We start from the raw sequence: 19242 nt of genomic DNA on the forward strand, positions 1-19242 counted from the left end.
GTATTACAGACACGACGATCCTTTTCAGTGATGCGCTCCAGTCAGTATTTGGGCCACTCGACTTCCTACCTGCGCCAGACGGAAATATTCATAGGTTTCACGTCCCTGGCGACAAACCCGGAACACTCAACGGCTGGTATGTGTTTTATCTGGACGGCATCGCTTCGGGAGCATTCGGCAGTTGGAAAACGAATGGTTCCAATGCCTGGAGCATTCGAACACCCGCCAATTATCGTGAAGCCGAACAGGTGCGCCAGCGCATCGAGCAGGCCCGCCAGCAACGCGAGGCTGAGCAACGCCAACGCCAACTGAGCGCGGCAACCCTTGCTCAACGCTGGTGGCGTGACGCACGACGCGCCGCCCTTGATCACGTCTATTTAATCGCCAAGGGTGTTCGCTCCCACAGCCTGCGCCAGCGCAATGACGAATTGCTGGTGCCGCTGTACTCCGGTGGCGTGCTAGTCAACCTGCAACGGATCGCCCCGGACGGCAGCAAACGCTTCTTGGCTGGTGGCCGGGTAAAGGGCGCCTATTCACCGATGGGCCATATCACGCCAGGCAGCCCAATTTGTATCTGCGAGGGCTGGGCCACGGGTGCCACGCTTCACGAAAGCGGCCACACCGTCGCCTGCGCCATGAATGCTGGGAACTTAAAGCCGGTGGCGCTGGCGCTTCGGGCCGAATACCACACCACCGAAATCATCGTTGCGGGCGACGACGACCGCCAGACCGAGGGCAATCCCGGACGCACAGCAGCCAATGCCGCCGCCATTGCCGTGGGTGGACTAGTAGCGTTTCCGGACTGGCCGAGCAGTGCGCCCAACACCCTGACCGACTTCAACGATCTGTACTGCTGGGGAGCCAACCATGCCAACGAGTAATGTAACCCACCTGACGACTGATCTAGGCGGCACAGCTGGGGCAACTGACGGGGCCAACACGGCGAAAATCACCGCAAGCCAAGCGGCAAAGGTCTCGGCCAAGTTTCTGATATGTGAAACCCCGAAGGTCGCACCTGAGCGGCCTTGCTGGGGCGTGTACGAACACTGGGTAACAAATGAGAAAAGCCGCAAGCTGAAACCAGGCGTGTACTGGCATGGCTTTATGCGCACCGCAGCCGATAATGGGACCGACGATGACAAAACAGACCGCCCCATCACTGACGAGTGGATCGCTAGCCCGGTGACCGTAGTGGCCCGGACGACCAATAGCGACGATGGTAGCGAAGGCCGTTTACTGCGCCTGATGACGGAGAGCGGCATCAAGGAATGGATCATCCCCATGGAGGTGTTCGGCGGCAGCGGCGAGGATGCCAGACGCCAGCTGTTCGGCATGGGCGCAATTATTTCCATGAAGAAACGTGGCGCCTTCATGGAGTACTTGCTGGACCAACGCCCCGACCAAGTATTCGCCACCACCTGCCGCCCCGGCTGGCATGAGACGGGCGACTTTGTATTGCCAGGCCGAACCATTGGCAGTAACAAAGTGCGCTATCAGGCCAGCGGCAAGGCACAGAACCTATTCAGTGTGCGCGGCGATCTGGATCGATGGAAAACCGAGGTTGCCACCAAGTGCGAAGGCAACCCGATTCTGACGCTAGCTATCGGCTGCGCACTGGCTGGCCCGTTGCTGAGCCTGGTGGGCGTACTAGGTGGCGGTGTTCATCTGGTGGGCGACAGTTCTAGCGGCAAGTCGCTGGCGCAACTGATCGCTTCGTCAGTGTGGGGCGATCCTGGCATATTCGCCGCGTCGTGGGACATGACCAAGGGAGGTTTAGAGATCGAGGCATCGAGCCGCAATGACACCATGCTGCCTCTGGATGAAATCAAACGGGCCGATCCCAAGCGCGTACAGGAAATGGCGTACTCACTCGCCAACGGCCAGGGTAAAGGCACGATGACCCGTGAGCGTGAAGGTCGGGCCAAGCTTTCGTGGCGCTTGCTGGCGCTGTCAAGTGGCGAACGCTCTCTGTCAGAACATGCGGCCATCGGCGGTAATGCAGCCCATGCTGGCGCTGAGTTACGCATGGTGGACGTGAACGCCGGTACTCGCACCCACCGGGCCTTCGATGAGTTGCATGGCTTGGCGGGCGCCGACTTCCACCGCCTGCTGACCGTCGCTGTTGGCGCCCACCATGGTCACATTGGGCCAGCATTCGTGGAAAAGCTGCTCGCCAGTGACGACCGCCCCGGCCTGCTGGACAACTTCGCCCGTGCCCGCGCCAGCTTCACCGAGGACAATGCTCAAGCCGGACGGGTAGCGGATCGCTTCGCCGTCATCGCGTTGGCGGGGGAAATGGCCATCACCTACGGCCTGTTGCCTTGGACACCGGGTAACGCCTTAGCTGACTGCCAGTTGCTCTTTGACGAGTGGCTGAGTCGGGTAGGCAGCGGCAATGCCGAAGACCGGCAAATACTGTCTAGCGTTAGCGATTTCATTGCCAAACACGGCGATAGCCGATTCTCCAACGTGAACGACCAGACGCCCGACACCAAGGTACATAACCGGGCAGGGTTCTGGGAGTTATCAATGGGAAAACGGCTGTACCTGTTCAACAAACCGGCACTGATCGAGGCCGCGCACGGGTACGGATTTAATCGTGTTATCAAAGCGCTAGAGGAGGCTGGTGCTCTGGGGCGTCGTGACAACGGGCGGAATACGAAGAACTACCGGCTGCCTGGTGGCGGGCAAGCTCGCCTGCATGTCGTCGATCAAGAAGCATTGAACATGGAAGGGGGTTGCGCATGAACGGCACCCAAACACCAATTGCCCGGACTACCAGAGTTCATAGGAACCTAGCGTCAGTGGCAACACCGGCAACACTGGCAACACTGGCAACGGCCTTATGGGGCGTGGTTTGTAGGCGTTGCCACCCTATACAAAAAGTGGCAACAACTGGCAACACACACCTTAGTTTCACTATAAGAGAGCGCGCTAACCGTGTCTTTTGGTCATCACTGTTGCCGGTAAAAATACTCTGGCAACAAAATAGCCGCGTCGGCAACGGCTGGAGCCCGCGTATTCCGGGGCTGTTGTCACTGTTGCCAGTGTTGCCGGTTTTTTTTGAATCACTGAAACATATGCTTGTTAAAGATCAGGGCCAAGTGACGTTATGAGGCTTTATGGCCTGCTAGTTCACATCCCGCCAACCTACTCGAAATCACCCCGGATTTAGTATCGCTTTCTACGCCAGGCAGGGTGCTGCCTCAGACACGGATTGTGATGCCAAAGCACAACGGACAGGCTGTTAAGGTTAAACGAACAGGTTGTTAATTTTAACAAGCTACAAACGCGTCTAAATTTCGGAGAAAGGCCCGGCCTTGCTGCTCAAAAACGGCCTAATCGTCTGTGTCTAGGCTGTTAAGGATTGTTAAGGTGGTGAACAGGTGCGAAGTTGCACTCCCCTTGACCACCCTTTGCATTCGACGTGACCAGTCATTTGCATTCGTTTATGACCGCCGATTGCACCGGATTTGACCTGCACGCTTTGTGGCCATGATCGGCAGAGAACGGCCGATTCTGTTGAAAACAGTCGGTCCTTCCAGACTGCCCGCGTACTGAATGCTGAAAACGCCTTTTTTGCGCGCAGCTACGTGAAATCTGAGCCCGGAATCCTCTGCTCAAAGTAAAGATTTCAATCTCAAGCGCGTACTTTTCAGCTGCGAAAACCATGGCCGACTTTTTCAACAGAATCGGCCGAAAGCAGGCATCCATCCGAGAGTCACATACGATCAATCCCGGTCACTTAACGTATCTACGAAAGTAGGGGCAATTCAGAAGTCAATCCGGACCTTTTCAACAGAGTCGGCCAGAAGCGAACGCTCGGCTCCAGCGTCACGCTCTAACGACAGTGCACTGCATCTATCCGGGTGTTACACAGATGATCTGGCCGATCATGAATAGCTATACGGTCAAAAACGAGTCCCATTGTGCCTTAGGAGGACCGCGCAGGTACCGCTGACACTACGGCGGGTATGTATATCGACGGGATACTGTTAGGGACACACGTTGTGGAATAACTTTTCCGCCGCCTCGTCGAGAGCGTCTATTTCCGAACGACTGAAATGGACCCAGTTTTCTTCACGTGACAGTTGGCTCTCGACGGTCACGTAGGAACCAGGATCCCCCTCAAGAACCCTCATAATTTTCTGCTTGTAAAACCAACTCATGTTTGCGGCAAGAACGTTCTCAAGCGTCTTACGCCACCCAGTAACTTCGCAAAAGCGCGGGTGCTCCCTGAGCCGTGCAAAACCACGTGATAGTTCGATACTTTCGTCCTGCAGGGCGGATGACCTCACATCGAAGCGAGACGCCCATCGCTCAAGCAGCCCCGAAAGAAGTGGGACCGCCGCGGGGGACGAAATTCGCTTCACTAAGTTGCACAGGCTTTCAAAAAAGACATCGTCACCGAGCAAGAGGTAGCGGTGAAGAATCGGCGCTAGACGCTCGTCAAGAAGTTGCTCTGTCGCCTTAAGACCGTCGCTTCTTCCGAGAAAGGGCAATAGCACGTCGGCGTCGGACTCAAGCGCCTGGTAGAGGCGTTCGGCATCGCCCTGTGCCCCGAGGCTAGCGATGAATTGAGCCCCATAGGTGCTAATCCAGGGCCATCGCAGGCGCTCGTCATGCCAAGCCATAGGCAATTCAAACCGGTTGGCAGCGGCAATGGCAGGGCGGAGCAGTTCGGGAATGGATGTGCTACCGGTCCATGTTGAACTCTCTCTGCCCACGACGTGCCCTTCGGGCGTAAACGTCATTGAGGGTGTGAAGCGGACAACGGCTGTCCGAGGGTCATTGGCCGGATCCGCTAGAGAGATGAGTCTCTGCACTTCCTCCCGATCCAACCGCGTAAGCGCGACAGGCTGACTTGGCTCGATCCCTACGTTTGAGGCCCCGCGAAGAGCACGCACCACCGTAAAATAGTCGAGCAACGAGTTAGGTGCCTGCACCGAAGGCTTACCCTCCGGCGATGCGCTCACCATGCTCCCGGCTTGCCGACGGCCCGCGTCGAATTCGTCGACAATCCGACCTAATAGCGCTGCACCGCCGCAGGACGAACTGGCCAAGACGCGGCGCAGTCGCGGGCACAGATCGAGATCATTGTCCCCTACCCGGCGTCGCTCCTGCAGGCATTTGACGGCCAGCCAAATAGAAGACGTACTAGCCAGCACGTCTTCGATATCCTGGGCACGACCACAATGGCGGAATGCTCTAACAACTGCCGCGTGCAGAAGGGGCGTTTGAACCCTATTCAGCAATCGCTGAATACCTGCCGGCGACGGATCACTCACCAAGTTCGTGTGGAGCCACTGGGCCACCTCGGATGGCGACGGCAAGTCACCGTTTGTCAGCTGTTGGCTCCACTGCTGCTCGAGAACCGAAGCGATGAACGCGATAAAGTTCGCTGTGCCGTCGGACAGCAACTCTGACACACCAATCTGTAGCAGATGACTGAGAGAAGCGTGGACTTGTAAGCTTTCGTTATTATCGATTGTCAGGGGCGTGCTCTCCGCCAGAACCGATGGAGCGATCATTTGGAGAGCGGAGGTGAAGGGCAATCGACCCGATGCCCAGATGGCTACACGCCGAACTACCCAATGAACCGATGAGTCTGTCGCAAGCTTGACTAGCTGCGGCGCGAAGCCTTCGTCACGTGTTCGCATCGCAACAATGCACTGCCAAAGGGCAAGTTCTGACGAAGCCGCCCCCTTCGCCAGATCGCTGACTGACGTTGGACTACAAGCGGTGAGCGCCTGCGCGAGAAGCAATACGATGTTGGAGTCCTGCTCGATGACAATCTGGCGCCGGAGCACCTCCACAGCGCGTTGGGAGCGTCGGCGAGCAAGCCCAAAAATCGAGACACTCCGGACCGCAGGATCTCGATGCTCAACACCTTGCATGAGGAGATCGGTGACAGCAGGCCACACGGTCTCGCTAACCACGTCAAGGCATGACACCAAGAACTGAGGAGGCAACGGATCCGCCGGCGACGACGCTAGCTCGGCTTGCAGTATCGGGACGCCGGCGACGAAGGGCTGTTTTACAAACAGCAGTACAAAAATCCTGTCCCAAAGGCCTGCCAGCGGATCTTTCGGCAACGCTGCCAGGCGGCTCCGTAGCCCCCCAAGATCCACGCCTAAGAAGAGAAGGACTGCAAGAGCAGTATGACGACGGGGAAGCGGCGCGGATGGGTCGAAAAGAGTCTCTTCATATCGCTGAGCATTATAAGCTGTTGGCGCGAAGGCTGGTCCCAAGAGAGCGAAATCGTGAGGTAACGGGCCCGGCATAAGGGGATCCACTAAAGTCTCAAACTCCAGGTGACCGATAAAGAGCAGGATCCGCCAGGCATTAGCCCTGATTTCGGCTTCGTCGCCATCGCTCCTGAGGATGTCGACACAGAACGGGCGTAACTGTTGACGCACCGACCAGATGAGTGACCCCACAGGGCCAAACGAAAGCGATCGAGTTGCGATCATAGCTGATACCGAAATCCCCCTAGGTAAAGCGCCCAGAATTTCCACCACGTCCTCGCGTCGCTCGATCGCCAACTTCACACCGTTCCAAGAAGCGTCGCGACGAGTGTCCTCGTCCGTTGGGCGAGAAAAGATTTCAAAGGCCAGCGAAAGCGCGGCGCGCCCACCGTCTCGTAGCAAGAACGGCAACAATAGGCGCTGAACGTCCGCTGATTGCGACTTCGCGAATCCGACAATTTCGGTTGAGGGAGATCGACATCCTTGGCGAGCGGCGATCAAAAGCCATACAAGGCCTTCCCGACGCTCTTCGGCATTTCCCGCTTTGGCAACAGTAAACGCAATAAGGTCTTGAAAACGCGAGGGTTTGAGCGTGAGTATCGCTTCAACTATCGGTCGCGCCCAATCATGGTCGCTAAAATAGCGAGAACGCTGCTGGGCCAGCAGGTCTATGAGAAGACCATCCACGGTATCTGAGGCAAGTTCCAACAGGATAGATCCGAGGAGATAGAAGTTATCGATGCGCTCGGTTCGCGCGGCGACAGCGACCACCTCTTGTGCGCTGACTAGCGCCCATCGGGTCACATAGCTTGCGAGACTACGCCATGTCTCTCCTCGCAGGAACGTCTCTCGACCAAGGGATTTAGCTTCAGCAGAACGACCTGCCTTGCCGAGATGGAATATCTGCGCGGGGATATCGCAAAGTCGGCCATACCAGTCCGCCAAAGCGCCGTGAGCGCTCTGCCGCACGGCTGACGCAATGCCAGACTCCAGCCCCGCGCGAACGGTTTCGTGCATTTCCAGGAGGCCTTCGGCATCAGTTCGAAGCAGACCACTTGCGACGAGCGCCTTAATGGCAGCGCCGACATTCTCATCCGGAAATGCAGCCTCAGCATCATGCCGTCGGAATGGTAGAGCGAAGCAAACAAGGCGTTCCGCCGCAGACCTGACGCCGGATGCGAGCTGATTAAAACGGCTCTGCTCAGCAGCTGAAACCATATCTTCAGGCGGTCTACTCGCGATGGAGAGCATCGCTTCCAAAGAGGGCTGGCGGGCCAAGGACTCAGCCAACTGAGCATAAAGTCCGGCTGGCCGGCCAACGGTGATGCGATTGAAGATATCCCACAGCACGCCGCGGTCGGCGTCGAGGTGGTAACGAACCACGAGGCTTGCGAATTCCTCCCAGCGGAAGCCGCGCATATTGATCGCGAGAATGCCTGCACTGTCGGTCTCGACAGGGCTTAGTGCACTGAAGATACTTTGCTGACCAAACACGACGAGGCGGCACGAGCCCGGTGTCAGGAAGCGAACGAATCGCCCCAGGTCGCGCCCGAATTGCGCATTACACGCCCCCTCGACCAGATCGAACAACAACTGTACTGGGTGGGATAGGCCACTGCAGACCTCTGCCAAGCGGTCGATCACCGTCTCGTCGGCGGATTTGCTGTCAACAGCGAGACTGAACAGATCAGGTATCCCCCGACGCAGAAGATGGAAGGCGACTCCGGACATCACGTCGCGAAATGCCACGTCAGCACGTACACGGACATAAATCGGAAGGCGGCCAGGATCGTGATCCTCCAGCGCGGCAGCCGCCTGAGCGGCTAGCGTCGTCTTGCCTGATCCGGATATCCCAATGACCTCGACCACGGTGGCTGCTCCGGGCTTGATTAGGCCATCAGTCAGATCCGGCCTCAAAACTCCAGCTACTGGAGGAATAGGCGGCTCTGTCGCAGCACTCATCTGCGGCCAAGCGCTGCGGAGATGAACCTCGAACCCCTGCCGATCGATCGTCTCTCCCGGTCGTTTGGCAACATCGTTAATGAAAGAGCGGAAATTTCCAAACAGGTTGTGTTCCACTGTCTCCGCGGATAGTCGGTATTCACGCTGTAACCGGTCTTTGAAGCGCTGGCCTACGTCAGCCTCAGACCCGTAGTCATCCAGAATTTCGATCCGTGTGAGAACCTCTGGGAGATGCTGGTGAATCCAGGAAACCCGCTCTTGATAGCGACTTACGACCTCGGCGTCGGCATTTGCCGCGCTCAACCTCTGGCCGTAGTCGGTAAGTAGAAGATCGCGCGCATCATTAGCGATGCTGGGAGGGTTCTTGAAACGCCATTTGAGAAGGGATTGACGCTGTTGGGGGGGAAGATCGCCCAATACCGCGGCGCGAGCCATTAGGTGGACCACCAACCAATATAGTTCCGCCTCCCTATCTGCCGCTGCGCTCCCTGCTGCGACCAGGCGCCGAACCTGAGGCTGCACAGCGTCCCCTAAAATCCAAGCCTGCTGACTGTACAAGTTCGTGAGTTGGTTCAGGGTGTTTGGGAGGAGTTCATCCGCGACTTCAGAAAGTCGCCAGGGCTGATTTTTGGGAACGCCTTGATCCGTCTCGCGCGGCTTTTTGACTTGGATGTGGCGGTGAAGGTCACGACCGTTCTCGCGCCAAATTAAATCTAAATCGTCCGCCCCTTCCGGCCGAGCCTTGGCACCAAGGCCGTGCAAGTCAAAATGATCAAACAACTGATCCAGAATGACGATCGCTTGGTAATCGAAGCCGCTAATTGCGATCCGTCCGCCAGACACGTGTTTCTCCTTCAAATTCCCAGAGCATATCTCACTAATTGCTCGTTTTAAGCCCGCATCTTTGTCGTCCTAGGCGGAACATCGCCCCCCTGGAGTCAGATTGACTAACCGATTTCGTTTTACGACGTTCCTTAGCAACTCGTTGAGCATGAAGGTCCGCTTTTGGCTGTGGATTCAACCGGTCGATGCAACCCGACTAAATTACTTAGCGTGTCTAGGAAAGTGGAAGCGACTCATTCAGTATTAAAAAACTACCTTCAAGGAAAGAAGTGATATGCATATTGAAACCGTTTGGGTGCGTAATTTCCGTCGTCTGAAGGACACTCGCATCGATCTGGCGTCCGATATTTCAATATTCGTCGGGGCCAACAACAGCGGTAAAACATCTGCGGCGCACGCTTTGCAGCTTTTTACCTCAGCTTCGAAGGATCGATTTACCCTCCATGATTTCAGCTCAGAGTGCTGGGATGCCATCAACGCTTTCGGAGAAGGGGCGGACGGAGTCGAACTGCCAACCATCTCCCTCGACATCTGGTTTTGCGTCACGCCAGCCGATCTGCATCGAGTTGTAGATCTGCTACCTAGCCTAGAGTGGCAAGGTAGCCGGGTTGGTATTCGAGTGGAACTCGCAGCAGCAGATGCCGGCCTTCTGAGAAGCAGTTTCCAAGAAGCACGGGCCAGCGCACGGCGTGCAGAGTTGCAACCAGCAGGGGAAGGCGTGGCACAGGGAGACGTGGAGCCAGCCATTGCGCAAGACGGGTACAACCCGCGACCGCGTGACCTTTGTGACTTCATTGCAGACACCGTAGGTGACAGGCTACGGCGTGATTTCGAATTGCGGTACTACATACTCGATAGCGCCGGATTTGACACTGGGTTTAAACAGCTTGATGGTTACGTGCCTCTACGCCTGGTTCCGGATAAGGGTCGCAGTGGCAGAGATGTGCTGGGTAGCTTGGTAAAGGTCGACTGTTTACATGCCCAGCGTCACCTGTCCGACTCCAATGCTGGATCTCGATCCGAAGATCTCTCCCGCTGTTTGAGTCGTTTCTATGAACGGAACCTTGAGAAGCGCGGCGAGGATTATGACGCTCAGCGCGCACTATACCAGTCCGAGAGTCTGCTGAATGACCACCTGGAACGTGTCTTCGGTCCCACTCTGGCGCGTTTGGCCGATCTGGGCTATCCCGGTGTCAACAATCCTCGGCTGCTGATCAAGACTGCATTGAACCCTGCGACCATTCTGAGTAGCCATGAAGGGGCACGTGTGCACTACGCGCTCGGCGCTCTCGGAGCAGCAGAGGTCACGGCAACCTTGCCCGATAGGTACAACGGCCTCGGTTTCAAGAACCTGATTTATATGGTTGTTGAACTGCTCGATGTTCACGGTCGATGGTTGGACATTGAGGAAAACCGCCCACCGCTCCACCTGATATTCATAGAAGAGCCGGAGGCGCATCTCCATGCTCAGCTGCAGCAGGTTTTCATTCGGAAAGTGTTAGACATCCTCGCCGTGCCCGAGGAAGACACCCCATATTGCACCAGCCAGCTTGTAGTCTCGACGCACTCGCCTCACGTCCTTTACGAGCGAGGCTTTAAACCTATTCGATATTTTCGGCGAGTAGCGGATGTCGGCATACAGCAATCTCAAGTGCTCAGCATGGCAGCTTTTTATGAGGCGGCCGTAGATCCTAACGACCCAAATGACCGCACCAGGGATTTTCTTGAGCGATATCTCAGGCTAACTCACTGCGACATGTTCTTCGCTGATGCGGCAATTTTGGTTGAAGGGAACGTCGAGCGGCTGCTGATGCCGCAAATGATTGCTAAAGCTGCACCTCGACTTCGGTCGAACTATTTGAGCGTTTTAGAGGTGGGTGGCGCCTTCGGACATCGATTCAAAGGCCTCATTGATTTCTTGGGGCTCACTTCTCTGATCGTGACCGACATTGACAGTGTTTCTCCGCCCGTACCGGGCGCTTTAGCCGCAAACGGCGAGTTGCCGGTTGATGAGGATCCAGCGGATGCAGAGCCTGACGACAATGAGGACGCTGAGGAGGCTGAAGCGCGACGTAAAGGGCGCAAGGCGTGCATGGTTCATGAAGCCGGGGCTCTTACTTCAAACCAGACGTTGATCAAGTGGCTGCCTGGGCACACCACGATTGACGATCTGCTGGCTGCGACTGCCGAACAGCGCACTCAACTCCGAGACGAAGAAGGCGGCGCCCTTGTACGCGTTGCTTACCAGACACCAGTAGCGGTGGTGTGGGGCGGAGCGACTCAGGTGAGGACAGGCAGGACGTTGGAGGAAGCGTTTGCACTGCAAAATCTAACCTGGACGCAGCATCTGGACCGCAAGGATCTCGGCCTACGTATCAAGGGCTCCAACAATCTGGAAATCGCAGGTATTGCGGAGCGCCTTTACCGTAAGGTCAAAAGCTCAAGTTTTCGTAAAACTGATTTCGCTCTCGGGCTGCTGGCTCAAGAGCCGTCGGCATGGACGGTGCCAAATTACATTTCGGACGGTCTTCGTTGGTTGGAGGATCTGGTCGCCCCGCCACCGCCAGCAGTAGCTGAGGCGGAGGAGCCTCTCAACGGAGGTGAGGTATGACTGCGCGTATCGGTCAGCCGGATACTCAAGCAGATGTCGAACTAAGATTGTGCTTGGACCAGCGTCCTCAACGCAGTTTTGTCATGGTTGCTGGCGCGGGTTCTGGAAAGACGACGTCGCTGGTAAAGGCCCTTGCGCATCTCGGCCAGACGCGAAGACTAAAGCTCAACATTCGTGGTCAGAGAGTCGCTTGCATTACCTACACTGAAGTAGCGGTCAAGGAGATCTGGGGGGACGTAGGTAACGATCCGCTGTTCCATGTCTCGACGATTCATAGTTTTCTGTGGACGGTAATTAGTCCATTCCAAGTGAACTTGAAGGCTTGGGTCATCGCAAGGATCCACGAGAAAATCGCCGAGGCGCAGCAGCATCACGACAAGCCTAGGACTCGCGCAGCAACTCGTGAGCGGCTCGTGAAAGATATCGCGCGTTACCAGCGTCACCTTGAGGCCGTAAGGCATTTGACTCATTTTAACTACGGCGCCGGAAGCGATTTCGGGCGAGGTGTACTCGGGCACTTCGACGTTATTTCGGCGGCGGTCGAGCTAATCGAGCATAGCCAGTTGCTTCGTGATGTCATCGCCAGCAGGTATCCAGTCCTTTTCATTGATGAAAGCCAAGACACGCGTCCGGAAGTAGTGGCTGCATTTAGAAGGATCGCCGAGACGACTCCTGTGGGGTTCTGCCTCGGATTTTTTGGCGATCCGATGCAAAAAATCTACCTTGAAGGTGCTGGAGTCATTGAGGCGGCCGCAGGCTGGGAGCAAATCACCAAGCCAGAAAATTTCAGGTGTCCGCAGCGAGTGCTCCAGGTAGTGAATGCTATCCGGGAGCCCGATGACGGTTTGTCTCAAACACGAGGCCGGATGAACTGGGTCGACGGCAATCCTGAACCTATTATGGGATCTGTACGATTCTTCCTACTGAGAGCAGATGACCATCGCTCTATGAAACTAGCTAAAGTTCGTGAATGGATGCGGCGTACAAACGATGACGATCATTGGGTGAGTGATGATCCTGCCGCTGACTTCAGGGTTTTGGTTGTCGTGCATCGGATGGCGGCAGCGAGGCTCGGCTTTCCGAATCTTTATGCTGCTTTGAATGACAACGATGCACCACCGTCCATCAAGGAGGGCCTCAAGGACGGCACCGCATGGCCACTGCGGCCGTTTCTGAATTACTTGCTACCCTTGGCAACGGCGGTTTCAGAAAACCGAAAGCTCGACGTCATGACTTTTCTGCGTTCGGAATGTCCGTTACTGCAGCCAACGGCTCTGGTCGGTGGCGATCCAGTAGCGGTACTTCGGGCATTGCAAGCATCTACAACAGAGTTGGCCAGACTCATTTTTTCGAGCGATGCATTGCTGCAGGACGTGCTCGTTCACTCCCAGGCAGCAGGTCTGCTACAACTGGACGAAGCGTGGGCAAAATACTTGGGCCCAGACCGCACAGCCAACGATGATGATCCTGAGATCCCCGCCGTGTCGGCCTTCCTACGTTGCGGTGTCGGTGAATTGGCTGGTTATCGTCACTACCTCGAAGATCTTTCACCGTTTGCGACCCAGCAGGGAGTAAAGGGGGCGGAATTCGAACGCGTTTTGGTGCTCATAGATGACGAAGAAGGCAGAGGGCAAAGGCAGTTCTCCTACGAAAAATACTTCGGCATTGTGGAGCCCTCAGATACTGATATGGAAAACCTTGCACAGGGCAAGGATAGCGTGATGGATCGCACCAGAAGGCTTTTCTACGTGTGTTGCTCCCGAGCGACTAGGGATCTCGCTGTGGTCATGTTCGTGCAGGACATAGAAAACGCTCGAGAAAAAATCGCCGAGACCGGCATCTTCGAGTCTGACGACATTGTGGATGAGGAGGCTTTGGAAGCCGCTCTAACTTAGCGCTGGAATATTTCCGCGTTCACTGCTTCTGCCTTTCATGTCTGACCGGTATCGGTAGACTGCCGCCGACGGCGACTGACTCATGTCGACCCACAGCTGACGTTGGCGACAGGCAGAAATCGGCCAATTGCAGACATTGAGATTGGGGCGGCGAGCGAACTTTCGTCACGCCGACCAAGCCTATCGCAGCTGCTTAATGCGTTCCTGGAGAGCCAAGGCGACTGGAATGTTCATGGCTGCAAGTGCAGCCGCTATCTCGATAAGCGCCTGCCGCGCCTGAGCGTGTTGCGACAGGGCCTGCGCGTCGGAACTCAATGCCGCCGCCACCAGCTCCACCAATGCGTCGCCCGTACCCTCGCGGTACCAGAGAGTGGACGGCTCGCGTTCTTTCAGCATGGCGGCGAGCCAGCGAAGCCCGTCAAGCCGAAGTGGGGCTCCGAACTTTGTCGTCAGGAAGTGGCAGAAACGGGTGACGCATTCTTCGTCGCGAGCTAGGTGCGTAGCGGCCCAGCGTTTATAGAGATCCTTCATCCGCTGAGCCGCGCCAGGGTGCAGCCGGGACAGAGCATCCTCGTTCCCGAAGCCAAGCAGGTCGCAAGTCAAGCGCTCGCCGTAGAACCAGAGGCCAGGTTGAGACCAATCGGCTGAGAGGCCGTACTCCGCGGTAGCGCGCCAGACGCGCTCAAATGCCACCGGGTCGTCACCTTTCCCGAGGCGCAGGAACAAGCCGCGAATGAAGTGCTGCAGCGCGTAATGTGCGGCCGGACCGTGGACGAGAACGGGTTCCCAAACCGCGCGCTCTTCCCCTGCGGGCGCCGCGATCGACAGGGCGCCGAGCTTCAGAAGGATGTCGTAGCCGAGGTTCTGGCTCGGCAAGTCGTACTCGCCATGCTTTTTCGCGCGCGCCTTAGCGCGCGTGGTGTCGTAATCCCAGATGTGCAGCGCCAAGCGCGTGTCGAGATTGCGGTCGCCAGTGCCACTTCCTTTGATGAGCCAGTTAAACAGGACTTCGAGGAAGTGACCGTCCAGCGAACCACCTCGTTCGCGCTCCGGCTTTCCGCGCCAAGTCTGGTCGCCGGCATTGTAGAGCCGCGTCCGGCGCTGGAAGTCCAAACGTTCTCGGCCCGCGACAACACGCTTGAAATCGAGCTCATCCGGAGTCGCGTTCGGTCCACGGAGCGGAAAGCGCCGCAGCCGCGCGAGCCACACCTTCCAGGCGCGCTCCGCATAGTCGCCATCGCCATGGTGCGGAGCTAGCAGGCTGAGGCCCGACCAGAGGACCCCTGCGTGGAGCAGCCGCCACCACGCAGTGCCAAGCTGCTCTCGATTGGCGTAGGCAACGCCGACCACAACGGCGGTTGCTCGCGTGTCGCCGCTCGTCAGAAGGCGCAGGACGGCGGTCTCCCATTCCTGAACGCCATCTCCATCGGCGAGCCACAGGTGCATGATCGCATAGGCGACGAACTTCAGCTCATCACCGAGGCTACCTATGCGTTGACCGCGAATATCTTCTCCTGTCGACGCGACCGCCGCCACACAGGCGCGCACGACTTCGAGCGCGTGCTTCTGCGCTTCGGGGTTCCGGGCGAGCCAAGCGCCTCCCAATACGACGAGCGTGGCGGCCGCAGCGAAACGGCATTTCGATTTCGCGTCCTCATCTTCGCCTTCCGCTCCGGCCTCACACTCCTGAAACAGATTAAAGAGGTACGCGGCTTCATCGTCGGTGAGCGGCTGGCCGCCCCGAAGCCGCTGCTCGCACCGGTCCGGCACGAGCAGATACACAAGGGTTGGCGCGCTTTCGGTCTGCCACGACTGCACTGCAAGGAGCAGTTCATCAGGGTACACGAGCACCTGAGTCTCCGCGCCCGTCGCCGGGTCGGTGACGGTCTGGTAGTTGGCCCGGTCGAGCGCAGCGAATAGCAGTTTGAATTCCAACGCCTCCTTCGGATCTTCAGGCAGCGCCCAGGTCGGCAGCAGCGCTTGAAGACGCCGTGCTACGTCGTCGTCGGTCAATAGGAGTTCGACAACGACATGGAGGAACTTCTGCTGGCGGTGGGGCGCCAGGGTCCAATCACGGGCGAAGTCAAACATCGTTTGGCCGTCCCTGAGCCAGCTCCAACCGATGAAGTTATAGGCAACCTGCTTCACGCGGACACTGTCCCAATAGAACAGGTTCGGGAACGTAATCAGGGCTGCGAGGAGCCCCGTCAGCAGCGATGGCCGATACTTAGCGATGTTGAGGAGCACGCTGACGAACGCTGCAGAGTTTCCCTCCCGGAGTATTCTCTCGATATCAGCGGTTATGTCCTCCCCGGCGTCGAGCCGCACAGTCAGCCAGCGCTCCAACGCATCGAGAGCGCAGAACAGGTTTCCGTTGCGCATCGATTCATTGGACTGCGGCCAACCGAATACCTGCCACCAGCCAGGGAAGGTCTTCTCCGAACCGTCTGCAAATTGCAGCGTCACCCCGGGAGCCTCTCCGGTTCGACCCTTCATGAATTCGGCGCCCCAGCGTTCCGTGCAGAAGTTCACCAGAGCGATGAGCGAGGTGAGCGCCGTTTCAGGGGCAATCTGGAAGAAAGGGTAGAACGGGCTTTTCCAAAAGGCCGTCGGGTACGCGTCCTGGGGGTATTCGAGGCCGAGGTCAATTTCGAACCGCTCAGACCCGTACTCCCGTTCCGGCTGCTCTTCGATGATAAGCGCGAGCAGGACTTCAGCCGCCAGTTCTGGCTGCGCACGCATCAGAGACTGGATGCCGTGTTCCTTGATGCAGGCGGTTCGGAAATCCATGTCGACCTTGTCGCTGGCCCCTAACGGCCAAGGCGGCAATCGCTCGCGGAACGACCCGAGGGAGCGCGGCATCTGCTTCCGTTTTTCGTGCCGCGCCTTGTATTCGACATCGGTCTTCAGACGCTCGGCGTGCGCCTTCGCCTTCTGTAGCTGAACCTCGGCGGTGCGCCGTTTGACGTCAGCGTCGACCTCTCGGCGTCCCGCGAGTTCGAGTGCCCAGTTCCCGACCTCGGTTGGCAAGTCGCCCGCCCCAGCCAGTGGTGCGGTGTACAGCAACGGCTCAGACGTCAAGTACATCACGCCGTTGCCCTTCTCGACCTCCACGGTCCGAGCCATGGCGAGCGCCATCTCCGCCATCTCCAGGCGGAAAGGCATCAGGTTGCCATTGCTCAGCGTGCGCGGCGTCTTCGTCAGCCAGGTCTCGATGACCTTCGCGAGAGCGGACGAAACCAGCCCGGCTATTCGCTCCCGCTGCGCGATGAGGAAGCAGAGCACAGGCGGCCATCGGCCAAAAATAATCGAGCGGTAGCGTGCCTCCATGTACAAGCCAACTGCCGCGTTCAATCCCATTCTGCCGCCGGTCGGCACCGTCGCGATGTGGTGGAAGCGCAGGAGCAGCCGGGTAAAGTGTTTCGCGCCGTTGTCGAGCAGGAGGTCGACGCGTTCGGTCAGGAAGCGTTCGGCGTCGGGGTCCAAGCAGAGCGCATCAAGGAGGATATCGCCTGCCAGGTCGTTCTTCGCGGCTTCCGCGGCCCCGAAGGCTACGTCCCAGACCGTACCAGTCTCGGCCGGCTGTCGCAGCAGGAACTGGCCCAGCATTCGGAGCGCGCTCGTCCAGAGCGGATTGCCGGCCAGGGCGGCCCACTGCGGCGTGTCCGTCCAAATCTGTTTCAGGAACTGGAAGCGCGCCCAATCCGCCGCGAGATCGTGCTCGAACTCGATGCGGTTGGTCCGCTCGTTCAAGCGCAGCGGAAGCTCCACTGGCCGCCGCGTGAGTGTCGCCGCGTCCGCCGGCTCCAAGTCGGTCAGCGCGAAGCTGCGCTCGAACGACGCTTCTCGTTGGGCGAGGCGCATCATCAACGCCTGCAAGTCGGCGCGGTCCTTCGTCCAATACTTCCAGAGGCGGTCGGCGATGGCGGTGTGAGACGCCAGTCCACCGACGTTCGCCCCCAGCGCCGCACCTGCCTTGATGACCCACGCCAATGTCCGCAGGTTAGTCAGCGCCGCAATGGTGTCGTCATGCGCGGCCAACCAGCCCAAGGTGGGCGAAGGCAGAAGCGCCAGCTTCACCGCATCGCTCTTGAGTGCTTCGACCTCGACAAGATGCGCTTTCCGCCCGCCAAGTATCGTCTCTTCGTCTTCAACCCAGTTATGCGTCTGCGTGACGATGACGACCCGCCACGCGTCCTCGGTCTCTTCGCCGTCACTCGCCAGGATAGCCTGAAGCAGCTGGCGGATGACGACGAACTCGCTGGCCTCAATGCGTTCCGCAGAGTCGATGACCAACACGTTCTGCGGCTTCACCGTGGCGTTTAGCACCAGCGAAAGTTCGTGCGTGAGAGGGAGGGCGCCGCGGCGCGCGGCGCTAAGCGCCGTCTTCAGGTCTTCCGGGCCGAACCACACCTGGTTCCAGGAGGGGTACGCGCCGTCCAACACAGACTTGATCAGCGCCGACTTGCCCGAGCCCGACTCCCCGAAGACCACCGTGACCGGGTGGTCGGCGATAGCTGCCTGGAGCGACGCCTTCTCCGCTGTCCGCGGGATGGCGTAGCCAGACGGTAACTCCGTCTCTATCCGCGCCTTGTAGTCCACGGTGATGTTGAAGAGCGTCTCCCAATCACGCTCGAAGTCCGGATGATGGCGGAGGCCGAACTGAACCCGGAACAAGGACAATAAGTCCGGTACGGTGACGGTCCCGCTGCGAAGGCGCACCTCCTTCGCGACGTTGATGAGGCCCTTCCAAAGAGTCTGCGCTTCGTCGTCGCAGCCAGACGCGAGCAAGCGGCGGCATTGCGCGATCGCCTGGGTCTCGTTCTCGGAATGCGCGAACTGCAAGTCGGTCGGCAGCACGTGCAGGCGGCGAATGAGCTCGATGGTCTCCTCGTCGGACGCGCCGCTGGGCTTCTGGACGCTGTCGAAGACGCACGACTGCCTTTTGTTGCTGCGGATGCGGCTCATAGCGAGTGCGGTATCCGTGCCTCTGCACGCGTTCTTCACTTCGCGCCACGCCGGGTCGAACGCCTGATGGGTGCCGAGCGTGACCAGGGCCAGCCCGTCGGCTGCTCGGTTGAACAGCCCCTGCGGGTCACGCCACTGTTCCCAAGCGCGCGTCACGAAGTCAGCGGGGAGGCCGGCCGCGGTTACCTGCAAATTGCCCTTCGCGGAGATCGCAAGCCGCCGCAGCGCGGTGGTGGTCTGGGCCGTCAGCAGCAGGTCGTCGATGCACCACCCCAAGGTCGAGACTTGGGCTTGGACCTGCATGACCACGCCACCAATACCCGGTGCCTGCTCACCTGACAGGGCCTTCACTAACTGCCAAGCGCTTATCAGGTCTTCGAACTCGAACCCGGCGCCGCTCGTCGACCGTAGGGTCGCGGATGAGCGTTTCGCGCTGCCGCTGCAAGGCGCTTTCGGCTTCGATGTGTTCTTAGATGGGGCCATTAGCTTCCGAACGCTTGTAGCTGTGCCATATATCTCGGCGAGAAGCAGGGGGGGGCAGGCTCCTCGCAGCCTTATGGTGGGCTTGAAGCGCGTCGTAGAACCCCGATTGCTTGTTCAGCAACACTGAGTTGCGCCGGCAAAGTGTACCGCCGAGGAGGTGCCGAAGCCACCGCGCCGGCAGTCAAACCTAGGGTGTACATCCGGGACAGGCATCAGGAACGCCCTAAAGGGT

7 protein-coding genes are annotated in these 19242 nt (G+C 58.3%); 5 read left to right on the forward strand and 2 right to left on the reverse strand.

Going from position 1 to position 19242, the window contains the following annotated elements:
- Positions 1–2: 2 nt before the first annotated feature.
- From JQF37_RS04910 to JQF37_RS04920, 3 genes are read left to right on the forward strand one after another with little or no spacing between them, the layout of a single operon-like run.
- Positions 3–881: a toprim domain-containing protein gene (locus JQF37_RS04910; protein ID WP_204149575.1), complete on the forward strand. Its 879-nt coding sequence runs from the start codon at positions 3–5 to the stop codon at positions 879–881.
- Positions 868–2748: a DUF927 domain-containing protein gene (locus JQF37_RS04915; RefSeq protein WP_204149551.1), complete on the forward strand. Its 1881-nt coding sequence runs from the start codon at positions 868–870 to the stop codon at positions 2746–2748. The genes JQF37_RS04910 and JQF37_RS04915 overlap by 14 nt, the downstream gene beginning before the upstream one ends.
- Positions 2745–3116, forward strand: a complete 372-nt coding sequence (locus JQF37_RS04920; protein ID WP_204149552.1) for a hypothetical protein — start codon at positions 2745–2747, stop codon at positions 3114–3116. The genes JQF37_RS04915 and JQF37_RS04920 overlap by 4 nt, the downstream gene beginning before the upstream one ends.
- Before the next feature lie 879 nt (positions 3117–3995).
- Here JQF37_RS04920 and JQF37_RS04925 read toward each other — a convergent pair.
- Positions 3996–9053, reverse strand: a complete 5058-nt coding sequence (locus JQF37_RS04925) for a HEAT repeat domain-containing protein (protein ID WP_204149553.1) — start codon at positions 9051–9053, stop codon at positions 3996–3998.
- 274 nt (positions 9054–9327) lie between these two features.
- Between JQF37_RS04925 and JQF37_RS04930 the strand changes: the two genes are divergently transcribed.
- Both JQF37_RS04930 and JQF37_RS04935 read left to right on the forward strand, forming a co-directional pair.
- The gene (locus tag JQF37_RS04930) at positions 9328–11664 is read left to right on the forward strand and encodes an ATP-dependent endonuclease (RefSeq protein ID WP_204149554.1); all 2337 of its coding nucleotides are present in this window, start codon (positions 9328–9330) and stop codon (positions 11662–11664) included.
- Entirely contained in the window at positions 11661–13559 is a 1899-nt protein-coding gene (locus tag JQF37_RS04935) for a UvrD-helicase domain-containing protein (RefSeq protein ID WP_204149555.1), read from the forward strand. The genes JQF37_RS04930 and JQF37_RS04935 overlap by 4 nt, the downstream gene beginning before the upstream one ends.
- Positions 13560–13739: 180 nt before the next feature.
- Here the strand turns inward: JQF37_RS04935 and JQF37_RS04940 are convergent, their stop codons facing one another.
- Positions 13740–18830 (reverse strand): ATP-binding protein, encoded by a 5091-nt coding sequence (locus JQF37_RS04940; protein WP_204149556.1) that lies wholly within the window; start codon positions 18828–18830, stop codon positions 13740–13742.
- Positions 18831–19242 lie beyond the last annotated feature (412 nt).

The organism is Pseudomonas sp. MIL9, assembly GCF_016887925.1.
GTDB lineage: Bacteria > Pseudomonadota > Gammaproteobacteria > Pseudomonadales > Pseudomonadaceae > Aquipseudomonas > Aquipseudomonas mohnii.

Coding starts and splice junctions, on each gene's coding strand:
- JQF37_RS04930 (WP_204149554.1), top strand. CDS start 9,328: ATGCATATTGAAACCGTTTGGGTGCGTAATTTCCGTCGTCTGAAGGAC.
- JQF37_RS04940 (WP_204149556.1), bottom strand. CDS start 18,830: ATGCAGGTCCAAGCCCAAGTCTCGACCTTGGGGTGGTGCATCGACGAC.
- JQF37_RS04920 (WP_204149552.1), top strand. CDS start 2,745: ATGAACGGCACCCAAACACCAATTGCCCGGACTACCAGAGTTCATAGG.
- JQF37_RS04915 (WP_204149551.1), top strand. CDS start 868: ATGCCAACGAGTAATGTAACCCACCTGACGACTGATCTAGGCGGCACA.
- JQF37_RS04935 (WP_204149555.1), top strand. CDS start 11,661: ATGACTGCGCGTATCGGTCAGCCGGATACTCAAGCAGATGTCGAACTA.